The organism is Gracilibacillus timonensis, from assembly GCF_900086715.1.
Taxonomy (GTDB): Bacteria; Bacillota; Bacilli; order Bacillales; family Amphibacillaceae; genus Gracilibacillus; species Gracilibacillus timonensis.
In genome coordinates this window covers 221,368-240,842 of record NZ_FLKH01000010.1, presented here as the reverse complement: position 1 = coordinate 240,842, position 19,475 = coordinate 221,368, and the positions used below count along the sequence as shown (strand labels likewise).

Annotated in this window: 17 protein-coding genes; 15 read left to right on the top strand and 2 right to left on the bottom strand. The window is 41.9% G+C overall.

Features of this window, described 5'->3' with window-relative positions:
* Nucleotides 1–103: 103 nt before the first annotated feature.
* From BN6556_RS05050 to abc-f, 7 genes are all read left to right on the top strand, one after another.
* A complete protein-coding gene (locus BN6556_RS05050; RefSeq protein ID WP_066187993.1) occupies nucleotides 104–814 on the top strand; it encodes a FadR/GntR family transcriptional regulator in 711 nt (236 codons plus the stop codon).
* A gap of 20 nt (nucleotides 815–834) precedes the next feature.
* Entirely contained in the window at nucleotides 835–1,572 is a 738-nt protein-coding gene (locus BN6556_RS05045) for a (Fe-S)-binding protein (RefSeq protein ID WP_066187992.1), read from the top strand.
* A complete protein-coding gene (locus BN6556_RS05040) occupies nucleotides 1,569–3,005 on the top strand; it encodes a LutB/LldF family L-lactate oxidation iron-sulfur protein (RefSeq protein ID WP_066187991.1) in 1,437 nt (478 codons plus the stop codon). Before BN6556_RS05045 ends, BN6556_RS05040 begins: the two co-directional genes overlap by 4 nt.
* Entirely contained in the window at nucleotides 2,992–3,693 is a 702-nt protein-coding gene (locus BN6556_RS05035) for a LutC/YkgG family protein (protein WP_066187989.1), read from the top strand. The genes BN6556_RS05040 and BN6556_RS05035 overlap by 14 nt, the downstream gene beginning before the upstream one ends.
* 548 nt (nucleotides 3,694–4,241) lie before the next feature.
* Complete coding sequence (locus BN6556_RS05025) at nucleotides 4,242–4,676, top strand: hypothetical protein (protein ID WP_066187985.1); 435 nt, start codon at nucleotides 4,242–4,244, stop codon at nucleotides 4,674–4,676.
* Nucleotides 4,677–4,909: 233 nt separating this feature from the next.
* Nucleotides 4,910–5,026, top strand: a complete 117-nt coding sequence (locus BN6556_RS22720) for an RAxF-45 family protein (RefSeq protein ID WP_286171750.1) — start codon at nucleotides 4,910–4,912, stop codon at nucleotides 5,024–5,026.
* Nucleotides 5,027–5,241: 215 nt separating this feature from the next.
* The gene (abc-f, locus tag BN6556_RS05020; protein WP_066187984.1) at nucleotides 5,242–6,873 is read left to right on the top strand and encodes a ribosomal protection-like ABC-F family protein; all 1,632 of its coding nucleotides are present in this window, start codon (nucleotides 5,242–5,244) and stop codon (nucleotides 6,871–6,873) included.
* A gap of 104 nt (nucleotides 6,874–6,977) precedes the next feature.
* Here abc-f and BN6556_RS05015 read toward each other — a convergent pair whose 3' ends face one another.
* Together BN6556_RS05015 and BN6556_RS05010 are read right to left on the bottom strand one after the other, a co-directional pair.
* Complete coding sequence (locus BN6556_RS05015; protein ID WP_066187982.1) at nucleotides 6,978–7,535, bottom strand: DUF6241 domain-containing protein; 558 nt, start codon at nucleotides 7,533–7,535, stop codon at nucleotides 6,978–6,980.
* Between the two features lie 134 nt (nucleotides 7,536–7,669).
* Nucleotides 7,670–8,842 carry an FtsW/RodA/SpoVE family cell cycle protein gene (locus tag BN6556_RS05010; RefSeq protein WP_066187979.1) on the bottom strand — a complete coding sequence of 391 codons (1,173 nt, stop codon included), beginning with the start codon at nucleotides 8,840–8,842 and terminating at the stop codon, nucleotides 7,670–7,672.
* A gap of 218 nt (nucleotides 8,843–9,060) precedes the next feature.
* Between BN6556_RS05010 and BN6556_RS05005 the strand changes: the two genes are divergently transcribed.
* The 8 genes from BN6556_RS05005 to BN6556_RS04970 all read left to right on the top strand — a co-directional run bounded on the left by BN6556_RS05005 (nucleotide 9,061) and on the right by BN6556_RS04970 (nucleotide 19,475).
* The gene (locus BN6556_RS05005) at nucleotides 9,061–9,750 is read left to right on the top strand and encodes a response regulator transcription factor (protein ID WP_235817452.1); all 690 of its coding nucleotides are present in this window, start codon (nucleotides 9,061–9,063) and stop codon (nucleotides 9,748–9,750) included.
* Entirely contained in the window at nucleotides 9,743–10,762 is a 1,020-nt protein-coding gene (locus BN6556_RS05000) for a sensor histidine kinase (RefSeq protein WP_066187977.1), read from the top strand. Before BN6556_RS05005 ends, BN6556_RS05000 begins: the two co-directional genes overlap by 8 nt.
* A 336-nt stretch (nucleotides 10,763–11,098) precedes the next feature.
* On the top strand, nucleotides 11,099–11,857 hold the full coding sequence (locus tag BN6556_RS04995) for an ABC transporter ATP-binding protein (RefSeq protein ID WP_066187975.1): 759 nt from the start codon (nucleotides 11,099–11,101) through the stop codon (nucleotides 11,855–11,857).
* A 3-nt stretch (nucleotides 11,858–11,860) separates the two neighbouring features.
* Nucleotides 11,861–13,906 carry an ABC transporter permease gene (locus BN6556_RS04990; RefSeq protein ID WP_066187973.1) on the top strand — a complete coding sequence of 682 codons (2,046 nt, stop codon included), beginning with the start codon at nucleotides 11,861–11,863 and terminating at the stop codon, nucleotides 13,904–13,906.
* Nucleotides 13,907–13,997: 91 nt separating this feature from the next.
* Nucleotides 13,998–14,483, top strand: a complete 486-nt coding sequence (locus BN6556_RS04985) for a hypothetical protein (protein WP_066187971.1) — start codon at nucleotides 13,998–14,000, stop codon at nucleotides 14,481–14,483.
* 33 nt (nucleotides 14,484–14,516) lie between these two features.
* Nucleotides 14,517–15,038, top strand: coding sequence for an RNA polymerase sigma factor (locus BN6556_RS04980; RefSeq protein WP_066187969.1), 522 nt, complete (start codon nucleotides 14,517–14,519; stop codon nucleotides 15,036–15,038).
* A gap of 670 nt (nucleotides 15,039–15,708) precedes the next feature.
* On the top strand, nucleotides 15,709–17,454 hold the full coding sequence (locus BN6556_RS04975; RefSeq protein ID WP_066187967.1) for an ABC transporter ATP-binding protein: 1,746 nt from the start codon (nucleotides 15,709–15,711) through the stop codon (nucleotides 17,452–17,454).
* On the top strand, nucleotides 17,454–19,475 hold the full coding sequence (locus tag BN6556_RS04970) for an ABC transporter ATP-binding protein (protein WP_066187965.1): 2,022 nt from the start codon (nucleotides 17,454–17,456) through the stop codon (nucleotides 19,473–19,475). Before BN6556_RS04975 ends, BN6556_RS04970 begins: the two co-directional genes overlap by 1 nt.

The following is a 19,475-nucleotide window of genomic DNA, read 5'->3' as shown; positions in this document are numbered from 1 at the left end:
TGCATCGAAAGAAAAAGTGGAGTACAATGAAACACATAAGGTCATCTGATGACTATTTTTTTACTATTTGCATAAGGGCATACGAGTATATGGAGTGGAAGATATGGAATATAAACAGATTAAATCGGAGAAGTTATATGAACAAGTAGCTGCTTCTTTAATGGATATGATGAAGCAGGGGAGCCTTGCCTCAGGTGATAAATTAGATTCTGTGGAACAGTTGGCTCGTCACTTCGGAGTAGGGAGATCTGCAGTACGAGAAGCACTCAGCGGTTTACGTTCGATGGGGTTAGTGGAAATGCGCCAAGGAGAAGGTACCTACATCAAGGATTTTGATCCAGAACAATTTACCTTGCCTGTCAGTGCCGCTTTTCTGATGAAACAAGATGATGTCAAAGAATTGTATCAAGTACGAAAGATTTTAGAGGTTGGAACGGCTGGGTATGCGGCGACAGGTCATCAAACAGCTGATCTAGCAAGAATCGAGCAAGCGCTTCAATTAATGGCAGATGCTAACGGAGATGATGCCTTAGCCGAAAAAGCCGATATTGATTTTCATATCGCGATTGCAGAGGCCACCCATATGGATTTACTCCTTCATTTAATGGGTAGTGTATCCGACCTCATGTCAGAAACGATCCGGGAAACCCGTCGAATTATTCTATATGCAGCAGGGCGGGCAGATACCCTTTTTCAAGAACATGAACGAATCTATCAAGCGATTAAACAACGTGATAGCCAGCAAGCAAGGGATGCGATGTATGACCACTTAGAAAATGTCGAGCAATTATTGTTTCAACAACTAGATAAGTAGAATAAAAGGGGTGGGGAGAAATGAAGGTATCCTTATTTATTACCTGTGTAAGTGATATCGTATTTGCCGAAGTAGGAAAGGATTCTGTGGAATTACTAGAAAGATTGGGGTGTGAAGTAGACTTCCCTGACTCACAGACATGTTGTGGTCAGCCTGCCTATAACAGCGGGTATGTGACCGAGGCGAAAAAAGGGATGAAGCAAATGATCAGGGCTTTTCAAGATTCCGACTATGTGGTTGGTCCGTCCGGCTCCTGTGTCGGCATGCTGCGCGAGTATCCCAAACTATTTAAAGGAGATGCAGAATGGGAACAGCCAGCGAAGGAATTAGCGGAGAAAAGCTATGAAATTAGCCAGTTTATTGTGGATGTGCTGGGAGTAGAAGACGTCGGCTCTACCTTTAAAGGAACAGTGACCTATCATCCATCCTGCCATATGACGCGTGTCCTTGGAGTGAAGGAGGCGCCGCGTAAATTATTAGAACATGTGCCTGGCATTGAGTTTATCGAATTACCGGTGGCAGAGGATTGTTGTGGTTTTGGTGGAACCTTTGCCGTGAAAAATGCCGCTATCTCCCAAGAGATGGTCAAAGAGAAATCCGAGCATGTCTCGGAAACAGGAGCAGAATATCTGGTCGGTGGCGATATGGGCTGTTTGATGAATATTGGGGGAAGAATGCGACGTGAAGGCAAAGACGTCAAGGTAGTTCATATCACGGAAATCTTAAATACACATGAGTTGGGAGGGGAGAGGGTATGAGCATTAAGATTAGTGAGACTTCTTATAAGGAACGCGTCGATCAAGGCATCGACAATGATTTTATGCGCCAAGCCGTCTCTTCTGCACAAGGTCGTTTTCGTAAAGGGCGCTTGTCGCAGGCAGAAGAGCTGGGCGATTGGGAAGATTGGCGCCAGTTAGGATCAGAAATTCGCAGCCATACACTAGAGAATATTGATTATTATTTGTATCAGCTTAGTGAACAAGTTGAAAAACGTGGCGGGCATGTCTTTTTTGCTGAAACGGCAGAGGAAGCGAATGACTACATCGAAAATGTGGTGAAAAAGAAAGAAGCCAAAAAAGTAGTCAAAACGAAATCGATGGTGACAGAAGAAATTGGTTTGAATCATACCTTAGAACAGGCCGGAGCAGACGTGGTCGAATCAGATCTTGGGGAATGGATTCTGCAATTGGATGAAGATCCGCCATCCCATATTGTGACACCGGCTTTGCATAAAAACAGACAGCAAATCCGGGAAACCTTTGCCGACAAAAAGGGATATGATCAAACCGATGTGCCAGAGGAACTTGCGGCTTTTGCCCGACAACAGCTTCGGGAAGAATTTCTTAGTGCAGACGTGGGGATTACCGGATGTAACTTTGCGATTGCCGATTCGGGTGCGGTCACGTTAGTTACGAATGAAGGGAATGCCGAAATGGTCACCTCCCTGCCAGATACCCAGATTACGGTGATGGGGATGGAGCGGATTGTGCCATCATGGGAAGATATGGAGGTGTTGGTTAGTCTGTTAACCCGTGCAGCGGTTGGACAAAAACTAACTAGCTATATTACCGCGATTACCGGTACACGTCTAGAAGGGGAAGTGGATGGTCCAGAAGACTATCATTTGGTCATTGTTGATAATGGCCGTTCCAAGATTCTAGGCACGGAATTCCAGTCTGCCTTGCATTGTATTCGTTGTGCCGCTTGTATCAATGTTTGTCCGGTCTATCGCCATGTCGGCGGGCATGCCTATAATTCGATTTATCCGGGTCCGATTGGTGCCGTATTAACGCCGCTTCTGGATGGTTATGACGACCATAAGGAATTACCATATGCTTCCTCTTTGTGCGCGGCCTGTACAGAGGCATGTCCCGTGAAGATTCCGTTACATGAGCAGTTGATTCGTCATCGCGAGATTATTGTTGAGGAAGAAAAACGCTCACCAGCAATGGAACGGATTGCGATGAAAGGATTTGCGCAATGGGCCTCCCATCCGGCTGCTTATAAATTAAGTACCAAAATGGCGAGAACCGCCTTGAAACCATGGACCAAAGAAGAGTATGTCGAGGACGGGCCAGGTCCATTAAAGGGTTGGACGGATGTCCGTGATTTTCCAGCACCTGGTAAGCAGTCCTTCCGCTCTTGGTGGAGTAATCATCAAAAGGGGGAAAAGACGAATGGCGATTCATAATCGAGATGCCTTTTTAAGTAAATTAGCAGCTAATCTGGGACGTCCCCAGCGCAGGGAAGGCGTCGAACGACCGGATTATTCAGTACAGCCGCAGCAGCGGGTGTTTCAAAACTACACAACGGAGGACTTGATCGATGTACTACAAGAGCATTGTCAGGTGATTCATACCGATTTTGTCCGGACATCAAAGGAAGAATTGGTGCCTACACTAAGAGAAGTACTAGATAAATATGAGGCAAAGTCACTGATTGCTTCAAAGGATCCACGCAATCACGCATATGGTTTGGATCGTGCTTACCAACAGTTTGCCGAGGATATCGATGTCCATATCTGGGACGCTTCACTTGGCAAGGAAAATCAAGTGATTGCGGAAAGAGCGGATGTCGGCATTTCCTTTAGTGATATGACGTTGGCGGAGTCTGGCACGGTAACTTTATTGACTAATAAGGACAATGGCCGGTCGATCAGCCTGCTGCCGAAAAGCTATATCGCGATTATTCCTAAAGATACGATCGTTCCCAGGATGACGCAAGCGGCACAACAAATCCATCGCGATCATCAAGCCGGTCAAGATCCCGCTTCTAGCATCTGTTTTGTGACAGGACCAAGTAACAGCGCCGATATTGAAATGAACCTGATCGTCGGGGTGCATGGTCCCGTTCATGTAACCTATATTGTAGTGGATTAATGAATCATATACTCCCGTGAAGACATGGTTTCGTTGTATGTTTTTATGGGAGTTTTTTGTGAATCCAACGAGCAAGGAATAGATCTTGGCTCCGTAAGAATGGATCTAACGGACAAAAAACAGAGGGATCGCAAAGTTTTGTCCGTAAGAATGGATCTAACGGACAAAAAACAGAGGGATCGCAAAGTTTTGTCCGTAAGAATGGATCTAACGGACAAAAAACAGAGGAATCACAAAGTTTTGTCCGTAAGAATGGATCTAACGGACAAAAAACAGAGGAATCGCAAAGTTTTGTCCGTAAGAATGGATCTAACGGACAAAAAACAGAGGGATCGCAAAGTTTTGTCCGTAAGATTATATAAAAAACAAGTTCATACGGAAGAAAAATTCACTTATTCACAGACAGGAAAATTTTACTGTTGGGCGTTACGTTTTTTTGATTTATGATTGGATTTTGGTCATCATTTCTCAAATTTTAAATGGAGAGTTGAATAGTAAAGCTATAATTGTTAACATTTGAATAAATATCTAGAAAAAGTGGGGATCGGATGAAAAAAATTATTTGTACCATTGCACTTTTTATGGTTGTTGCATGTTCCCCCAAGATAGAGAATGATGAAAATAATTTACCTACGATTGAAAGCGATAACATAAAAGATGTAACAGCTTCTGTAAAAGATTTTGAATATCAGAATGACTCTATGATTACTAATATGAATTTGACACTTACAGCAGAAGAAATAGAACAATTCGTCAGCATTTATAATAGTATACCTAATAATAGGGCTACTAAAATAGATAATATTCAAGGTAATGTTAATGTTGGTTTCATAATATACTTAGAAAATAACCAAGAAATTAGAGTTCAACAAAATTCAGACATGGAGATTTTCACTACTGTTTCAGATAAATACTCCGTTAAATATCCTCAAATAACGGATTTTATTATGGCTTTAATAGAAAAAATGAAGGAGAATGATTAAATGGCATTTTAGCAAGTGGCTTAAGTATGGGCTTTTGCTATTCCCGTTAATATTTCTCACATTTGCGAATCCTAATAATTCACAACTCTGCTGCCATAAGAACCATCGAACACCCTCTATTTTATCCTCTCTCTTTTTTAGCTAGTTCCTATGCTCAAAGATATACCGACTTGCAAAAAATCACCAAACCCTTTAAACTAAATAATAGATAAACAAAGAACGGAGGTGAGGAGATGTTTGATCAAACTGTTTTGTTGCGCGGCTTTTGGACGGAATTCTTGTTTTTAAACCGTGCAAAATTTGCGGATTTAGTTGTTAACGGGATACGTGTGTCCTTTTTGAACAACTAAATAGGTAAACAAAACAGAGAAAACATCTCTACACCATTATTTAACAGACGTTGGAATGGAGGGGCTTTTTCATGCTCCTCTTTTTTCGTGATGTACCAGCTGTTGGAGATTCATCAGCAAGGAACAGCACGATTGGTTCAACGAATAGTTCACAATAGGTCATGGAGAAGTACGTCTTCTCGATGGCTTTTTTTACATTGAAGGAGGTAAGAGGCATGATCGTTTGCAGTGCCCAACAAATCAATAAAAATTACGGGGGAAGTCCCGTTTTGGAACAGATATCGATGGAAGTAAAAGAAAAGGAGCGGATAGGCCTGGTTGGGAGAAATGGCAGTGGTAAAACAACACTGCTTCGTTTGTTAACCGGAGAAGAAACGCCGGATAGCGGTCAAATCCATTGGCAAAAGGAAGCGAAAATCGGCTATCTTCAACAAATAGCAGATGTTGAGAATTCCACCACGGTTTATCAAATGTTGCAACAGGCATTTTCTCATTTGAAAAAAATAGAAAATCGCATGCAGCAATTAGAACAGAAAATGAGTCAGCCGGAAAATCAAAAACAGCTAACGCAATTCATCGCAACATATGGTGCCCTACAGGAGCAATTCCTCGAAAAAGGCGGATACGAAATCGAGGCAATGATCCGCAAAGTGGTCAGTGGTCTGCAGATCAAGGAGTTGGTTCATCAGCATTTTGGTTCTTTAAGCGGGGGAGAACGAACCAAGGTAGGTTTGGCAACACTGCTCCTGCAACAGCCGGATTTACTATTCTTGGATGAGCCAACCAATCATTTGGATCTCGCAGCCGTGGAATGGTTAGGGAACTTCATCCGTCATTATCAAGGGGCAGTCGTACTTGTATCCCATGATCGTTATTTTCTAGACGAGACGGTGACGCAAATTATCGAGTTGGAGGATGGCGGCATTCATACGTATCATACCAATTATTCCGGTTTTGTGCAGGAACGGGAAGAGCGGCTGCTTAGAGAATTTCAAGCATACCAAGAACAACAAAAAAAGATCAAAAAAATGAAAGAGGCAATCAAACGTCTGCGAGATTGGGCAAACCGTGCTAATCCACCCAATGCTGGACTGCATAAACGAGCTCGAAATATGGAACGGGCTTTAGAACGAATAGAGAAACTGGAGCGGCCGGTATTGGAACGCAAAAAGATGAATCTGGACATGAACTTAGCCAATCGCAGTGGCAATGATGTGGTCATCATGGAAGAAGTTGCTAAAGGATACGGGGATCAACCGCTTTTTCAAGAAGTAAACATGAAGATTTCCTATCAACAAAAGGTGGCAATCGTCGGCGAGAATGGTACCGGCAAATCGACCTTATTAAAACTGATATTGCAAGAAATAGCACCAGATGATGGAGAAGTGAGAATCGGCAGTAATGTAAAGATGGGCTACCTGTCCCAACATACATTTGCAGATGTCAAAGATCAAACGGTCTTGCAGGTATTCCGTGATCAAGTCCAGCTCACAGAAGGGCAGGCGCGTCATGAACTAGCCAAATTTTTATTCTATGGTTATGATGTCTTCCAGAAAGTAGAACAGTTGAGTGGCGGAGAACGGATGCGTTTGCGGCTGGCACAATTGATGCATCAGGATACCAATTTGCTGTTATTAGATGAACCGACCAATCATTTGGATATCGAGTCCTTGGAAGTATTAGAAGAAGCCCTTAGTGATTATGCAGGCACGATTATCGCCGTATCCCATGATCGATATTTTTTGAATCGATTATTTGAAAGGATTTTTTGGGTGATCAACCAGCATGTTCACTGTCTGGAAGGGAATTATGACTGGGCAAAAGAAAAAATAAGCGAAACCGAATAAAAAAATACAATAATGCGTTTAATTTTTATGAGGTTCTTTCTCTTTATAAATTAGCAACACTTAAAAAACGAGAGACATGATCTGCCATGTCTCTCGTTATCCTATCATGGATTTCTATCCAATATGGCTTGTTCTTCTTCTTCGGTTAGCAACCGTGTCGCCTCACCAACCGTACCGCCTTGCAGATTCCAGACTCTGTTATGGTCCGAAACCGCTTGGGAAAAGTCGCCTGCTTCCCATCTGTCTAAAATATCCCGATATACGTCCTCATGTGGATAATCTTGTGTATCCAATACTTCAAGCAAAAACGCAATTCTTTCAGGCGTTATCTCATAAAAACCCCATATTTCTTCAGCGTAAATCTTCTGATGGGCCATATAGTTGAGATATTTTTGCAGTTCTTTCTCTGTCAACTCCTCTTCATTCATCGCATCACCGAAAGGATTGAAAGATTCACCTGCTTCGTTCGACTCTTCTTTTTCTTCAGACAATTCTACTATCTCCGATTCTTTAGGCTCTTCTTCCTTCTGCTGAGCTTCTTCTGTGGAGGCTTCAGGTTTAGAAGTTGCCCCGGATTGTATATCTACTACAATATAAACAACTACACCAATAAGTACAAGCAGAAGAATACCTAGTAACCATTTGTAGATTTTATGCCACATCCCTTTTATTCATTGATCAGAGGTGGTCGTCTAAGATGATGGTCTTCCTTTTTTTGATCAAGTAGTATCGATTATTTTCTGGTTATATCGTACCATCATCAGCAATTATCGTCAAAGAGAATTTGCAATGGTGATCAATCTGAACCAAACATATAGGTCTTGGTGCGGTAATATATATTTAGGGCAAGACCAATAGCTAGTAGATAGGTCAAAGTAGAACTGCCCCCATAGCTGATAAAAGGCAGTGGCAGTCCAGTAATAGGCAAGAGATTGATTGACATACCAACGTTTTGAAAAATTTGATAAGTGAACATTCCAATCATACCTGCCATTACTAAGCTGCCAAAAGGATCAGTACTTTGTAACCCAATTTGTATCAATCGATAAATCAACATAAAAAATAGTAAAATCAATAGACTCGAACCGATAAAACCGAACTGTTCAGCAATCGCAGAAAAGACCATATCGGTTTGCCGCTCTGGTATGCCAGGGACTTCTAATTCACTAAGACCCTTGCCGGAAAGCTGACCAGAACCAATCGCGCGCATCGTCAGATTTAACTGGTAAGAATCCCCTTGTGTATTGCTGTCTGGATCTAACCAGGCACTAAATCGGCTCTCGACATGATCAAAGCCATAATCGTCAGCAAATTGACCGATCTCCTCTGGAAAACTGATATATAAGAAAACAAATGCCCCGATAGCAACGACTGCCGTTATGCATAAAGTGAGGAGGACCTTCCATTGTATTCCAGAGACTAAAATCATACAAAGCACAATGGCGACGAGCACTAAAAAGCTGCCCAAGTCAGGCTGTAAAGCGATTAGAATCATCGGCGGCAATGAGAGTAACGCTATTTTAACTAATAACCAAAGGTCACGTAAGACGCTTGCTTGTTCGAACTTTTCTTTATGGGCAATGACGATGTGCGCTAAATGGATGATCAGAAAAACCTTCATGATTTCAGCTGGCTGCAGCGAGAAAAAGCCGAAATCAAACCAGCTCCAGGCATTATTTACATTACTAGCAATCCCTGGTGGAAAGTGAAAATAGAGCATTACCAAAAGTAGTACTCCAAAACTGTAAATAAACCAAGAGACTTGGAGAATACGGTCATAGTCAATAAACATGACTACTCCAATAAGGATTGCTCCACCAATATACCAAATGATTTGTCTAAAATAATAGTTTTCTCCTAAATAAGGTTGTAGTGTGTATAATGTAAATATACTCACAATCCCGAGCAAGATCACGATAAATATCAGCATATAATCTATTTTTTTGACGTGAGAACTAGATTCTTGCATTGATTGAATCACTCTTTCTAGATAGTCTATCTTCGGTTTAGTATACAGGAAATCCGATAAAATGATAAGGAGAAACCATTTCGATTTCTATCCATTCCCTCAAGTGATCTCCTTAAAACATGCAAGAAAACAGTCAGCTGGTCATTTGTTATCTGTTTTGTATTTTTTGCTGGCGTCTGTCATACTATGGCTAATAAGATTGACAAGGTGGTGAAACGGTGGAGGAACAGACGCTTTTTTTAGTAGAAGACGATGAGAGAATGAGTAGAGTCATTCAAGAAGAACTGCAGAAATGGGGATTTGACGTAGCTATACCAAATAATTTTCAACATATTATGGAAGAATTTCAGACTATTCAACCAAAGTTGGTGCTGATGGATATTTCACTTCCTTATTTTAATGGCTATCACTGGTGTCAGGAAATCCGTAACTTATCAACAGTTCCAGTTATTTTCCTTTCATCAGCCAGCGATAAAATGAATATGTTGATGGCGATGAACATGGGGGCAGATGATTTTATGGCCAAGCCTTTTGATATCGATTTATTAGTAGCTAAGATACAGGCTTTATTACGGCGCACCTATGACTTTGGCGATAAAGAACAAGTGCTGTCCTATCAAGATATCCATCTATCTTTATTAGAGGGAGAGCTTAGCTATCAAGATCGTATCGTGCTATTAACACCAAACGAAACCAAAATCTTGGCGATCCTGTTCAATGCTGCCGAGAAAAAGGTGACAAAAGAGGCAATCATGGAAAAACTATGGGAAGATGAGGCCTTTATTAGTAAGAATGCCTTGACGGTAAATATAACCAGACTACGAAAGAAAATAGCCGCCAGTGGTTTTCCGTCCTTGATTCATACCATTAAGGGAATTGGCTATATGTTGGTAAAAGAGGATGAATAAGATAACAGAAATTCTGGTTTTTATCGGACGTTTCTTACGAGAAGATTGGTGGTTCCTACTCACTTATCTTGCCATCCTGTGCTTGATGGGCAGCACCTTTTTTCTATACGATGTAGAGGTGGAAGTGTATACTGATGTCATTCTCTTCACCTTCCCCGTGTTTATCGTCGTACTTGGTTATCGCGGCCTAAGGCTTTGGCGCAAACACCGATTACTAGTGAATATCAGACAGCAGGACTGGTTTCATGTTGCTGCTGAGAATTTTCAAAAAGCCGGCTTGCTGGAACAGGATTACCAAGCGTTGTTGAATAAATTAGGGAGCCAAATGGACGAGCTGCGTGACAAACATCAAACACAAGAAAAGGAATGGCGTGATTATTACGCTTTATGGAGCCATCAAATCAAAACCCCGCTGGCCACCTTGAATCTACTATCGGAATCAACAGAGGCTGCTGTAAAAAAAGAAATGAAGGAAGAAATTTTTAAAACGCAGCAGTATTTGGATATGATGCTGCAATATTTGCGGCTGCAGTCGATTCACCATGACTTTCGTTTTGAGGAGATATCATTGCAAGCATTAGTGAAGCAAACCATTAAGAAATATGCCACCTTTTTTATTCGTAAAGACTTGGAAGTAGCGTTGAACCATATCAATGGGATGATTATTACGGATGAGAAATGGTTACAATTTATCTTAGAACAAGTCATCTTCAACGCGATTAAGTACACGAAGACGGGCGGGATCACGGTTTATTCTCCGAAGCAGCAGCCTGATGTACTATGTATTAAGGACACGGGACAGGGAATCTTACCAGAGGATCTACCACGCGTCTTTGAAAGGGGTTATACGGGTTTTAATGGTCGAGAAAATGAAGCCTCCAGCGGACTTGGGTTATATATGTGCAAGGAAATTGCCAATCAGCTGGGCATTCGCTTATCGGTTACCTCCGTCATTAACAAAGGAACCGAAGTAACCATCGATGCCACCCAACATGTGCGTGTAATAGATTGAATTCTACAGGAAGAAGGCCTTAGCAGGTACTTCTTCTTTTTTGTGTAAGGTAAGAAAGCTTAGAATTATCGATATAATAGGATTTGGAACGATTTGACCTGGAATGAACCGGCAATTCAGTGACTACTTTGAGTGATCGATAAAGGACCGGGCCTCCTCTGCCTGGTCCTTTATTATTACTCGAACCGAGATACGGCACCTCAGTTCGTTCAAGATCAAAATCATTGCAATCGGTAAAGGTTACAAAAATGTAGTATGAAGGCAGCGGATTGTAACTGTTTTTTGGCAAAAAAGTGCTCTACACTAGGATTATAAGAAAAAAAGGAGTGAGACATAATGACACTACTACAAGTTAACAGAGTGAAAAAAATTTATCGGCCTCGCCTTAGCAGTCATGAAGTAGAGGCATTAAAGAATATTACGTTTGATGTGGAGCCCGGTGAATATATCGCGATTATGGGGGAATCTGGTTCAGGAAAAAGTACACTACTGAATATACTGGCAACCCTTGACAAGGTGACAGAAGGAGAGGTGAAGCTGCAACAGCAAAGTCTAAATGATATTCCAGAAGGGAAATCCGCTCAATTCCGGCGGCAGCATCTCGGTTTCGTCTTTCAAGATTTTAACCTACTTGATACCTTTAATGTCAAAGATAATATATTTTTGCCGCTTGTGTTATCCAAGCTACCTCGCAAAGAAATGAAGCAGCGGTTAAATCCTTTAGCAGAATCGTTAGGCATTACGGACTTGCTGGAAAAGTTCCCTTATGAAATTTCAGGTGGACAAAAGCAGCGCGTCGCCGTGACGAGAGCTTTAATAACCAATCCGGACTTGGTATTGGCCGATGAGCCAACAGGTGCGCTGGATTCACAGGCTTCCCATAATTTATTGAAATTGTTTCATCGCATGAACCAGGACGGACAAACGATCTTAATGGTCACGCATAGCGCGATAGCGGCCAGCCATGCCAACCGCATTCTCTTTATAAAGGACGGTCAGATTTTTCACCAGCTTTTTCGCGGGGAGAAAAAAAGTGAGGATTTTGTACACGACATTACGGAAACAATGTCCGTGCTGTTAACGAAGGAGGTGTAGCCGATGTACTATTTGAAATTAGCGGCAACCAATATCCGCACCAATAAATCTACCTCTTATCCTTTTTTAGGTTCCATGATTTTTCTAGTCATGCTGAATCTGCTGATGCAGATCATTGTCAATAACGATGGGATGGAGGCGATGCCAAACGGGGAGACTCTGCGGAATATGTTCATTCTGGGAAACGTTGTGATTGTCTTGTTTTCGATTATCTTCGCCTTTTATACCAATGGATTTTTGATGAAAAGTCGTCAGCAGGAATTAGGGCTATATAATGTGTTAGGAATGGACAAAAAGAATATCGGCTGGCTGTTATTTGTAGAAAATCTGTTAAATATGCTGATCGCCTTATTGATTGGGATGACGATCGGAGGTGCCTTTTCCAAATTTCTTTTCCTCGTCTTGCAAAAAATTACTGGTTTTGGAGGAGGGTTTGATTTCCAATTGAAGACGGAAATGTTACTGATAACTGCGGCGATAACCGTAGGAATATTTGTTTTACTGTACGGCTATAACACGATTAAATTAGCAAGAATAAACCCAATTGACTTATTACATGGCAGTAAAGCAGGAGAGAAAGAACCCAAAACCCATTGGATTGTCAGCATCCTCAGCTTTGTCTGTTTAGGTACAGGTTATTATTTATCCTTATCAATTACCTCGCCAACGGAAGGTCTACCTATTTTCTTTTTGGCGATTGTGTTGGTGATCATTGGTACGTATCTATTGTTGATTGCCGCCAGTGTAACTATTCTTAAATTTTTACGGAATCGCGAGCGTGTCTATTATCGCCCTAAGGCGTTTGTTAATATTGCTGGTATGATTTATCGCATGCGGCAAAATGGGACCGGGCTAGCGAGTATCTGTATTCTCAGTACGATGGTGTTAGTGACGATTTCTTCCACCGCCGGTTTATTTGTTGGATTAGAAGAAGGGGTGAGAGATAGAAACCCTGTTGATGTGAAAATAACCAGTCAGCTGCCCGATGATCAGTTGGAGACTTTGGTAACGGAATTGGCAGAGGAGCATCCGGTGGAGGTAGAAGAGATCTTTAATTTACAGGGTACCTCGATGTTTCCGCAAATGAAACAGACAGAAAATCAGTTCACCGCTGCCACCGAACAAGATTTCCTGCAACAGCAATCGCAAGGAATGGCTGGGGAAGGTGGTATGGCAGAAATCGAGCTGATTCCACTAAGTGCCTATCAGTCTGTGACGGGAAATGAAGAACAGTTAGCGGCGGATGAAGTCATGGTCTTTGTTCGATCAGGCGAACTGTCATATGACGAGATTACGATAGGTGGTCAAACCTTTACCATCAAGGCAAAGTTAGACAGTCTGTCTTTTTCGGAACGAACGACCCAGGAAAGTATCACAGGTGGAGAGTACATTTTTATTGCCAATGATCGACAGACGATTCAACAAGTGATCGAAGGGGTCAATCAGGATAATCAGTATACCCAGGCGACATTTGGCAATTTGTTAATGATGAATATTTCCGGGGCAAGGGAAGAACGATTGAATTTCACCGAAGATTTGCTAGCTCAGGTAGATGTTAAGAATCAGGAGACTTCCAATCAACAGCTTCCTAATGAAAACCGAAACTATCTATCGGTGCAATCGATTGATGATGATCGTGCAACGACGCAAGCGTTGAATGGCGGCTTGCTATTTCTTGGATTAGTATTTAGCTTAACCTTTATTATTGCTACGGCTTTGATCATTTATTACAAGCAGATCTCAGAAGGCTATGAAGATGCCTATCGTTTTGAAGTGATGCAGAAGGTAGGGATGAGCCACAAAGAAGTCCGGCAGACGATTCATAGTCAAATTCTGATGGTATTCTTGTTTCCAGTTGTTCTGGCGGTGATTCATTTACTGTTTGCCCTGCCAACGATCAAAAAAATATTGCTGATGTTCGGGCTTAATAATGACGAGTTTTTTAATATGGTGACCATTTTTGCTGTTGCCATTTTTGGATTGTGTTATTTGTTGGTTTACTGGCAGACGTCCCGTGTTTATTTTGGTATTGTGCGCAGACAAGGCTGATAGCTTTATCTTACAACATTGTAAGGAAACAGAAAGGGTAATCGATGTTTCCTTTTGATAAAAAACGATATATTGGAAAGGTGAGGATAAAATGAAAGCACTACGGTGGATGCCTGCAACGATGGCCTTTTTATTATTGATGGGGTGTGGCGGGACAGGATCTGACGAGGAGAATATATTCACAGAGGGTATTCGGAAGGCAGGGGACACCATTACTCATTGGTTTGGTGATGATGCCCTTACCTCAGATAGATCCTTAAAGGGAGAGCGGACTTTTGAGGAAGGCAAGTATACCGGAACCTATCAGGCAACCTATCAACAGTTCTCCCAATCGGAAAATTTATTCGGTGGTGCCTCGCTCGATCAGGAAGCTGATGGAACACTCACTATCACTTTTCAAGCCGATATACAGCATGGGGAAGTCAGAATATATTGGAATACAGTCGATTCGGGAAAAAAGGTATTGTTCGATGAGGCAGGCGAGCATACCACCACTATTGACTTAAATAGCGGCTGGGAGTATCTAAGTATAGAAGGAGAAAATCTTGACGGAGAAGTACAGTTAGAAGTGGAGTAAGCTGGCCGAAAAGATGGAGGGAGAGATAACGTGATGTTTGAAAAAATGGTCGAGCAATTTCAAGCGATGATGTATTATACAGCCATGCAAGTTGTCAAAGATAAGCAAAAGGCAGAGGATATCGTTCAAGAAGCATGGATCAAGGTGTTCAGGCAAGGCCCTCAGCTTACTCAAGTAGAAAAGTTAGGATCATGGTTAAAAACGATTACGAAGAGGACGGCAATCGATCAGTTGCGTAAAGATAAACGGCATCAGATGTATTTGTTTGAGGAGCCCGGCTGGATGGAGGAAATGACATTATTAGCTCGAAACTTTGTTGAAGAAAGCTTAAATAGTTCCTTGATGTTAGAAGAAATGGAACAATGCCTTGGCAATCGTCCAAAATTATTAGCTGTTTTCCATTTGAAAATCAGCTTAGAACTAGATGACCAGCAAATTGCCGATCGTCTGCATATCAGTCAGGGAGCGGTTAAGACTAGGGTGTTTCGCGTAAGACAATTGTTGAAAGATTATTATATTGAAAAAGATGAGCTAACCCTATCAACCAGTGCATAGAGGTGGGGTCATTATTGGGCCGGGAATGATCTCAATCGTTAAAATCACTAGCTCGTGAAATGTTGTCCATAAGAATGGATTCTTACGGACAGCATTTCGTGATTGCACGATTTTTTGTCTGTAAGATTCATTCTTACAGACAGAATTTCACGAATGCACGATTTTTTGTCTGTAAGATCCATTCTTACGGACAGCATTTCGTGATTGCACGATTTTTTGTCTGTAAGATCCATTCTTACGGACAGAATTTCGCGAATGCACGATTTTTGTCTGTAAGATTCATCTCGTGGACTGTGGGGAAGCGCCAATCGCATTCCCCAGTTCATAAGAACGAAAGCCCCGTCTTCCCTCCCCCCATTTTACAAAAAAATAACTATTTAGGTATTGCAATCTCCCACATGAAAGGGTATACTTTCTTAAGAATAAAGAAAAGGAGGTCACGTTCACGATGATTAATCGAACAAAGAAACACGTCAATCAATTGAATAGGAATCATTATTGCGTGACCACATCCGGAAACTGCTGACGTTTATATCCATTCTTTAGTATAATTGTCATATCTTTGGTCGCGTAAATAACAGGAAGCGCGGCTTTATTTATTCGTATGGATGCAACACATCTGGCCACGGTCAGGTGTGTTTTTTATGTATAGAAAAAGGGGGAAAGCAAAATGTTTAGTGTGATGAGAAAGTTATCTTGGTATTTCAAAGAGCAATGGCTGCGTTATACGCTGGCGATTATCGCCATCATTGTCTCTAGTGTGTTATTTACGATTCCTCCTATGATTGCAGGCGATGTTATTGATGGCATTCAGTCCAATCAATTAACGCAAGCAAGCCTAATGAAATCCGTGTGGCTGTTTGTTGCCTTGATGGTGATTATCTATGTACTCTCGTTCTTTTGGGGGCACGCTTTATTTGGTAGGGCTATTCTATTGGAAAGAAAGATGCGTTCGCGTTTAATGAATCACTTTATGAAGATGACCCCGTCCTTTTACAGCCGATATCGAACAGGCGACCTGATGGCGAGGTCCACCAATGACCTGCGTGCCGTAGGGGCAACGGCTGGTTTTGGAATCCTGACCTTGATTGACTCCACCGTCTTTATGGCGTTTATTATCGGAATTATGTTTATTATCATTGATTGGAAATTAACCCTGGCAACGTTACTGCCGCTTCCGATTATGGCATACATTGTGCAAAAGTATGGCGCGAAAATTCATCTGCGTTTTATGGAAGCACAGGCCTTATTTAGCGAGTTAAACAATAACACACTAGAATCGATTCAAGGTGTGCGGGTCATTCGCGCATTTGTGCAGGAAAAATCGGATGAACAGCGATTTAACGATAAAGCGGAAGAAGTGTTTCAAAAAAATATCGCCGTCGCCCGATTGGATGCCTTATTTGAACCTACGATTAAAATATTAGTAGGTGTGTCTTACACGATAGGCTTAGGTTATGGTGCTTATTTAATTATTCAGGGAGATATCACGATGGGACAGCTGGTTGCCTTTAACGTTTATTTAGGAATGTTGATTTGGCCGATGTTTGCGATGGGAGAACTAATTAATGTGATGCAAAGAGGGAATGCCTCATTAGATCGAATCGACAATGTGTTACGGCAAAAGGCAGACGTCAAAAATCCGGAACAGCCCATCGACGTGGTAAGACCAGATAACATCACCTTTCAAGATATTACTTTTGAATATCCAACTGCTACCATGCCGTCATTGCAGCAGATTAATTTAGACATCAAGCGTGGTGAGACGATTGGTGTGGTTGGATTAACTGGTGCAGGAAAAACAACACTGGTGAAGCAGTTATTAAAAGAATATCCAGCAGCAGACAAGGGAGAGTTGCGGATTAACCAGGTACCAATTGAGCGAATAGCTTTGGAGAAAACACGCCAATGGATTGGTTATGTGCCACAAGATCATATCCTATTTTCCAAAACTGTCAAAGAAAATATTCTTTTCGGAAATCCGCAAGCTACCGATGCGGACATTCAACAAATTTTAGAAAAAACCGCACTTCAGTCTGATATAGAGAACCTGCCTGATGGTCTAAATACAATGGTTGGAGAGAGCGGTGTTACGCTATCTGGTGGGCAAAAACAACGGGTGTCATTAGCGAGAGCACTTATCAGAGATCCAGAAATATTGATTCTCGATGATTCCTTATCGGCGGTGGATGGTAAAACAGAAGCGAATATTATTGATCACTTAAAACAAGAGCGTACCAATAAAACGACGATCATTGTTGCCCACCGCCTGTCTGCCGTGACCCATGCTGACCAGATCATTGTTCTGGAAAATGGAGAAATCACCGAACACGGCGGGCACCAACAACTAATGCAGGAACGTGGCTGGTATTACCACCAATTCCTGATCCAACAGATGGAAGAAGGTGAGAACTGATGGAAAAACAAACAACAGAAAAGCGGTTATTTCGTTATGCTTTATATTTCAAGAAAACCATTATGATTGGGCTTGTTTGTTTGATTTTTGCGGTAGGTCTGGAGTTATCAGGACCGTTTATTGCCAAGCATTTGATCGATCAGCACATCACCGGGGTTGCCAATCAATATGTGGAGACGGATGACCAGACTGGTGTAGAATGGCAGGGCCAATATTACCAGCGCATCGATCGTATCGAGCAAGAGGATGGTGCAATGATTACCCTTTTTCAAGATGGTCTGCATTATTATTTACTGGAAGGGGAGGTACCGCTAGAAGCTGCCTTTGTCGAAGCAGATGAGACAAAGATTACCTTAGACTATCAAGGAGAACAGATCGAAGTGAATGGCAGTCAGCTCTCTACAGGAGAAGTATTGTCCTTTTTCCAAGGGGAGGTGCTGCCGATTGTCGGGCTGTTGGCGCTATATATCGGCCTGATCTTAATTGCTTCCATCTTCATTTATTACAAGACGTATTTGCTACAGTACGCCTCTAATCGGATTATTCAGAAAATGCGTAAGGATGTCTTTCATCATATCCAGCGTTTACCGGTTAAATATTTTGTCGATCAGCCGGCTGGGAGGATTCTGGCAAGGGTGACCAATGATACGGAAGCGATTAGGGAACTCTATGTCAAGGTGTTGGAGGTGTTTGCCTCTGGAAGTATTTATATGCTGGGGATTTTTGTTGCCTTGTTTATTTTGGATGTCAAGATTGGCCTGATTGCCTTGGTGCTTGTACCAATACTGGTAATTTGGATGCGCGTCTATAAGAAAATTGGCGGGCATTACAATCGGGTGATCCGTGAAACGAATAGCCATATTAATGCGAATATTAACGAATCGATTCAAGGGATGACGATGATTCAAGCCTATGATCAAACGAACCGTATGATGGGTGAATTTGAAACATTAAATGAGAAGCAGCGTACCTATCAAACGAAAATGAATACTTTTAATGCTGCAACTTCATTTAATTTAGTCGATTTGTTACGAAATGTTGCGTTTGTGGCCTTCATCCTTTATTTTGGAAATGTGGCGTTGGACGGTACAACACTTATATCGGCAGGTTTATTGTACGCCTTAGTCGATCTGATCAACCGTTTATTTGAACCAATGAATCAAATGGCTAGTCAGCTGGAACAGTTGGAGCAAGCAAGAGCCTCTGGCAGCAGGGTATTCCACCTGCTTGATGAAGAAGGGGAGCCGATGAATCATCAAGCAATCCCTCGTTATCAAGGCAAGGTTGTCTTTGACCAGGTTTCTTTCGCCTATAAAAAAGATGATTATGTGTTGCAAGAACTTGATTTTTCCATTCAGGCAGGAGAAACAGCTGCCTTTGTCGGTCATACCGGTTCTGGAAAAAGTACGATCATGAACCTACTGTTCCGCTTTTATGATCCGGTGCATGGTCGTATTCTGATCGATGGAGAGGATACACGAAACTATTCCAAACAACAGATGCGTCAGCACATTGGTATCGTGCTGCAAGATCCATTTATTTTTACCGGTACGATTTTGTCCAATATTACGATGAATGATCCAGCCGTCAGTCGTGAAGCAGCCATTGCGGCATTGAAAGCCGTTGGAGCAGATAAGTTTATTGAAAAACTACCAAGACAATATGATGAACCGGTCAAGGAAAAGGGAAATGAATTTTCTACCGGACAGCGACAATTATTATCCTTTGCCCGTGCTCTGGCCTTTGATCCGGCTATCTTGATCCTTGATGAAGCCACTGCCAATATCGATACTGAAACCGAGGGAATGATTCAACAAGCATTGCAAGTCTTGAAAAAGGGAAGAACCACGCTTGTGATTGCCCATCGCTTGTCAACGATTCAACAAGCAGACAAAATCTTTGTATTGCAGCATGGCGAAATTATTGAGCAAGGTAATCATGTGTCCTTGTTAGCGAAAGAGGGCGAATACTTCAAGATGTATCAAATGCAGTTGGGCAAAAATAAGCAGCATATTTCTTAA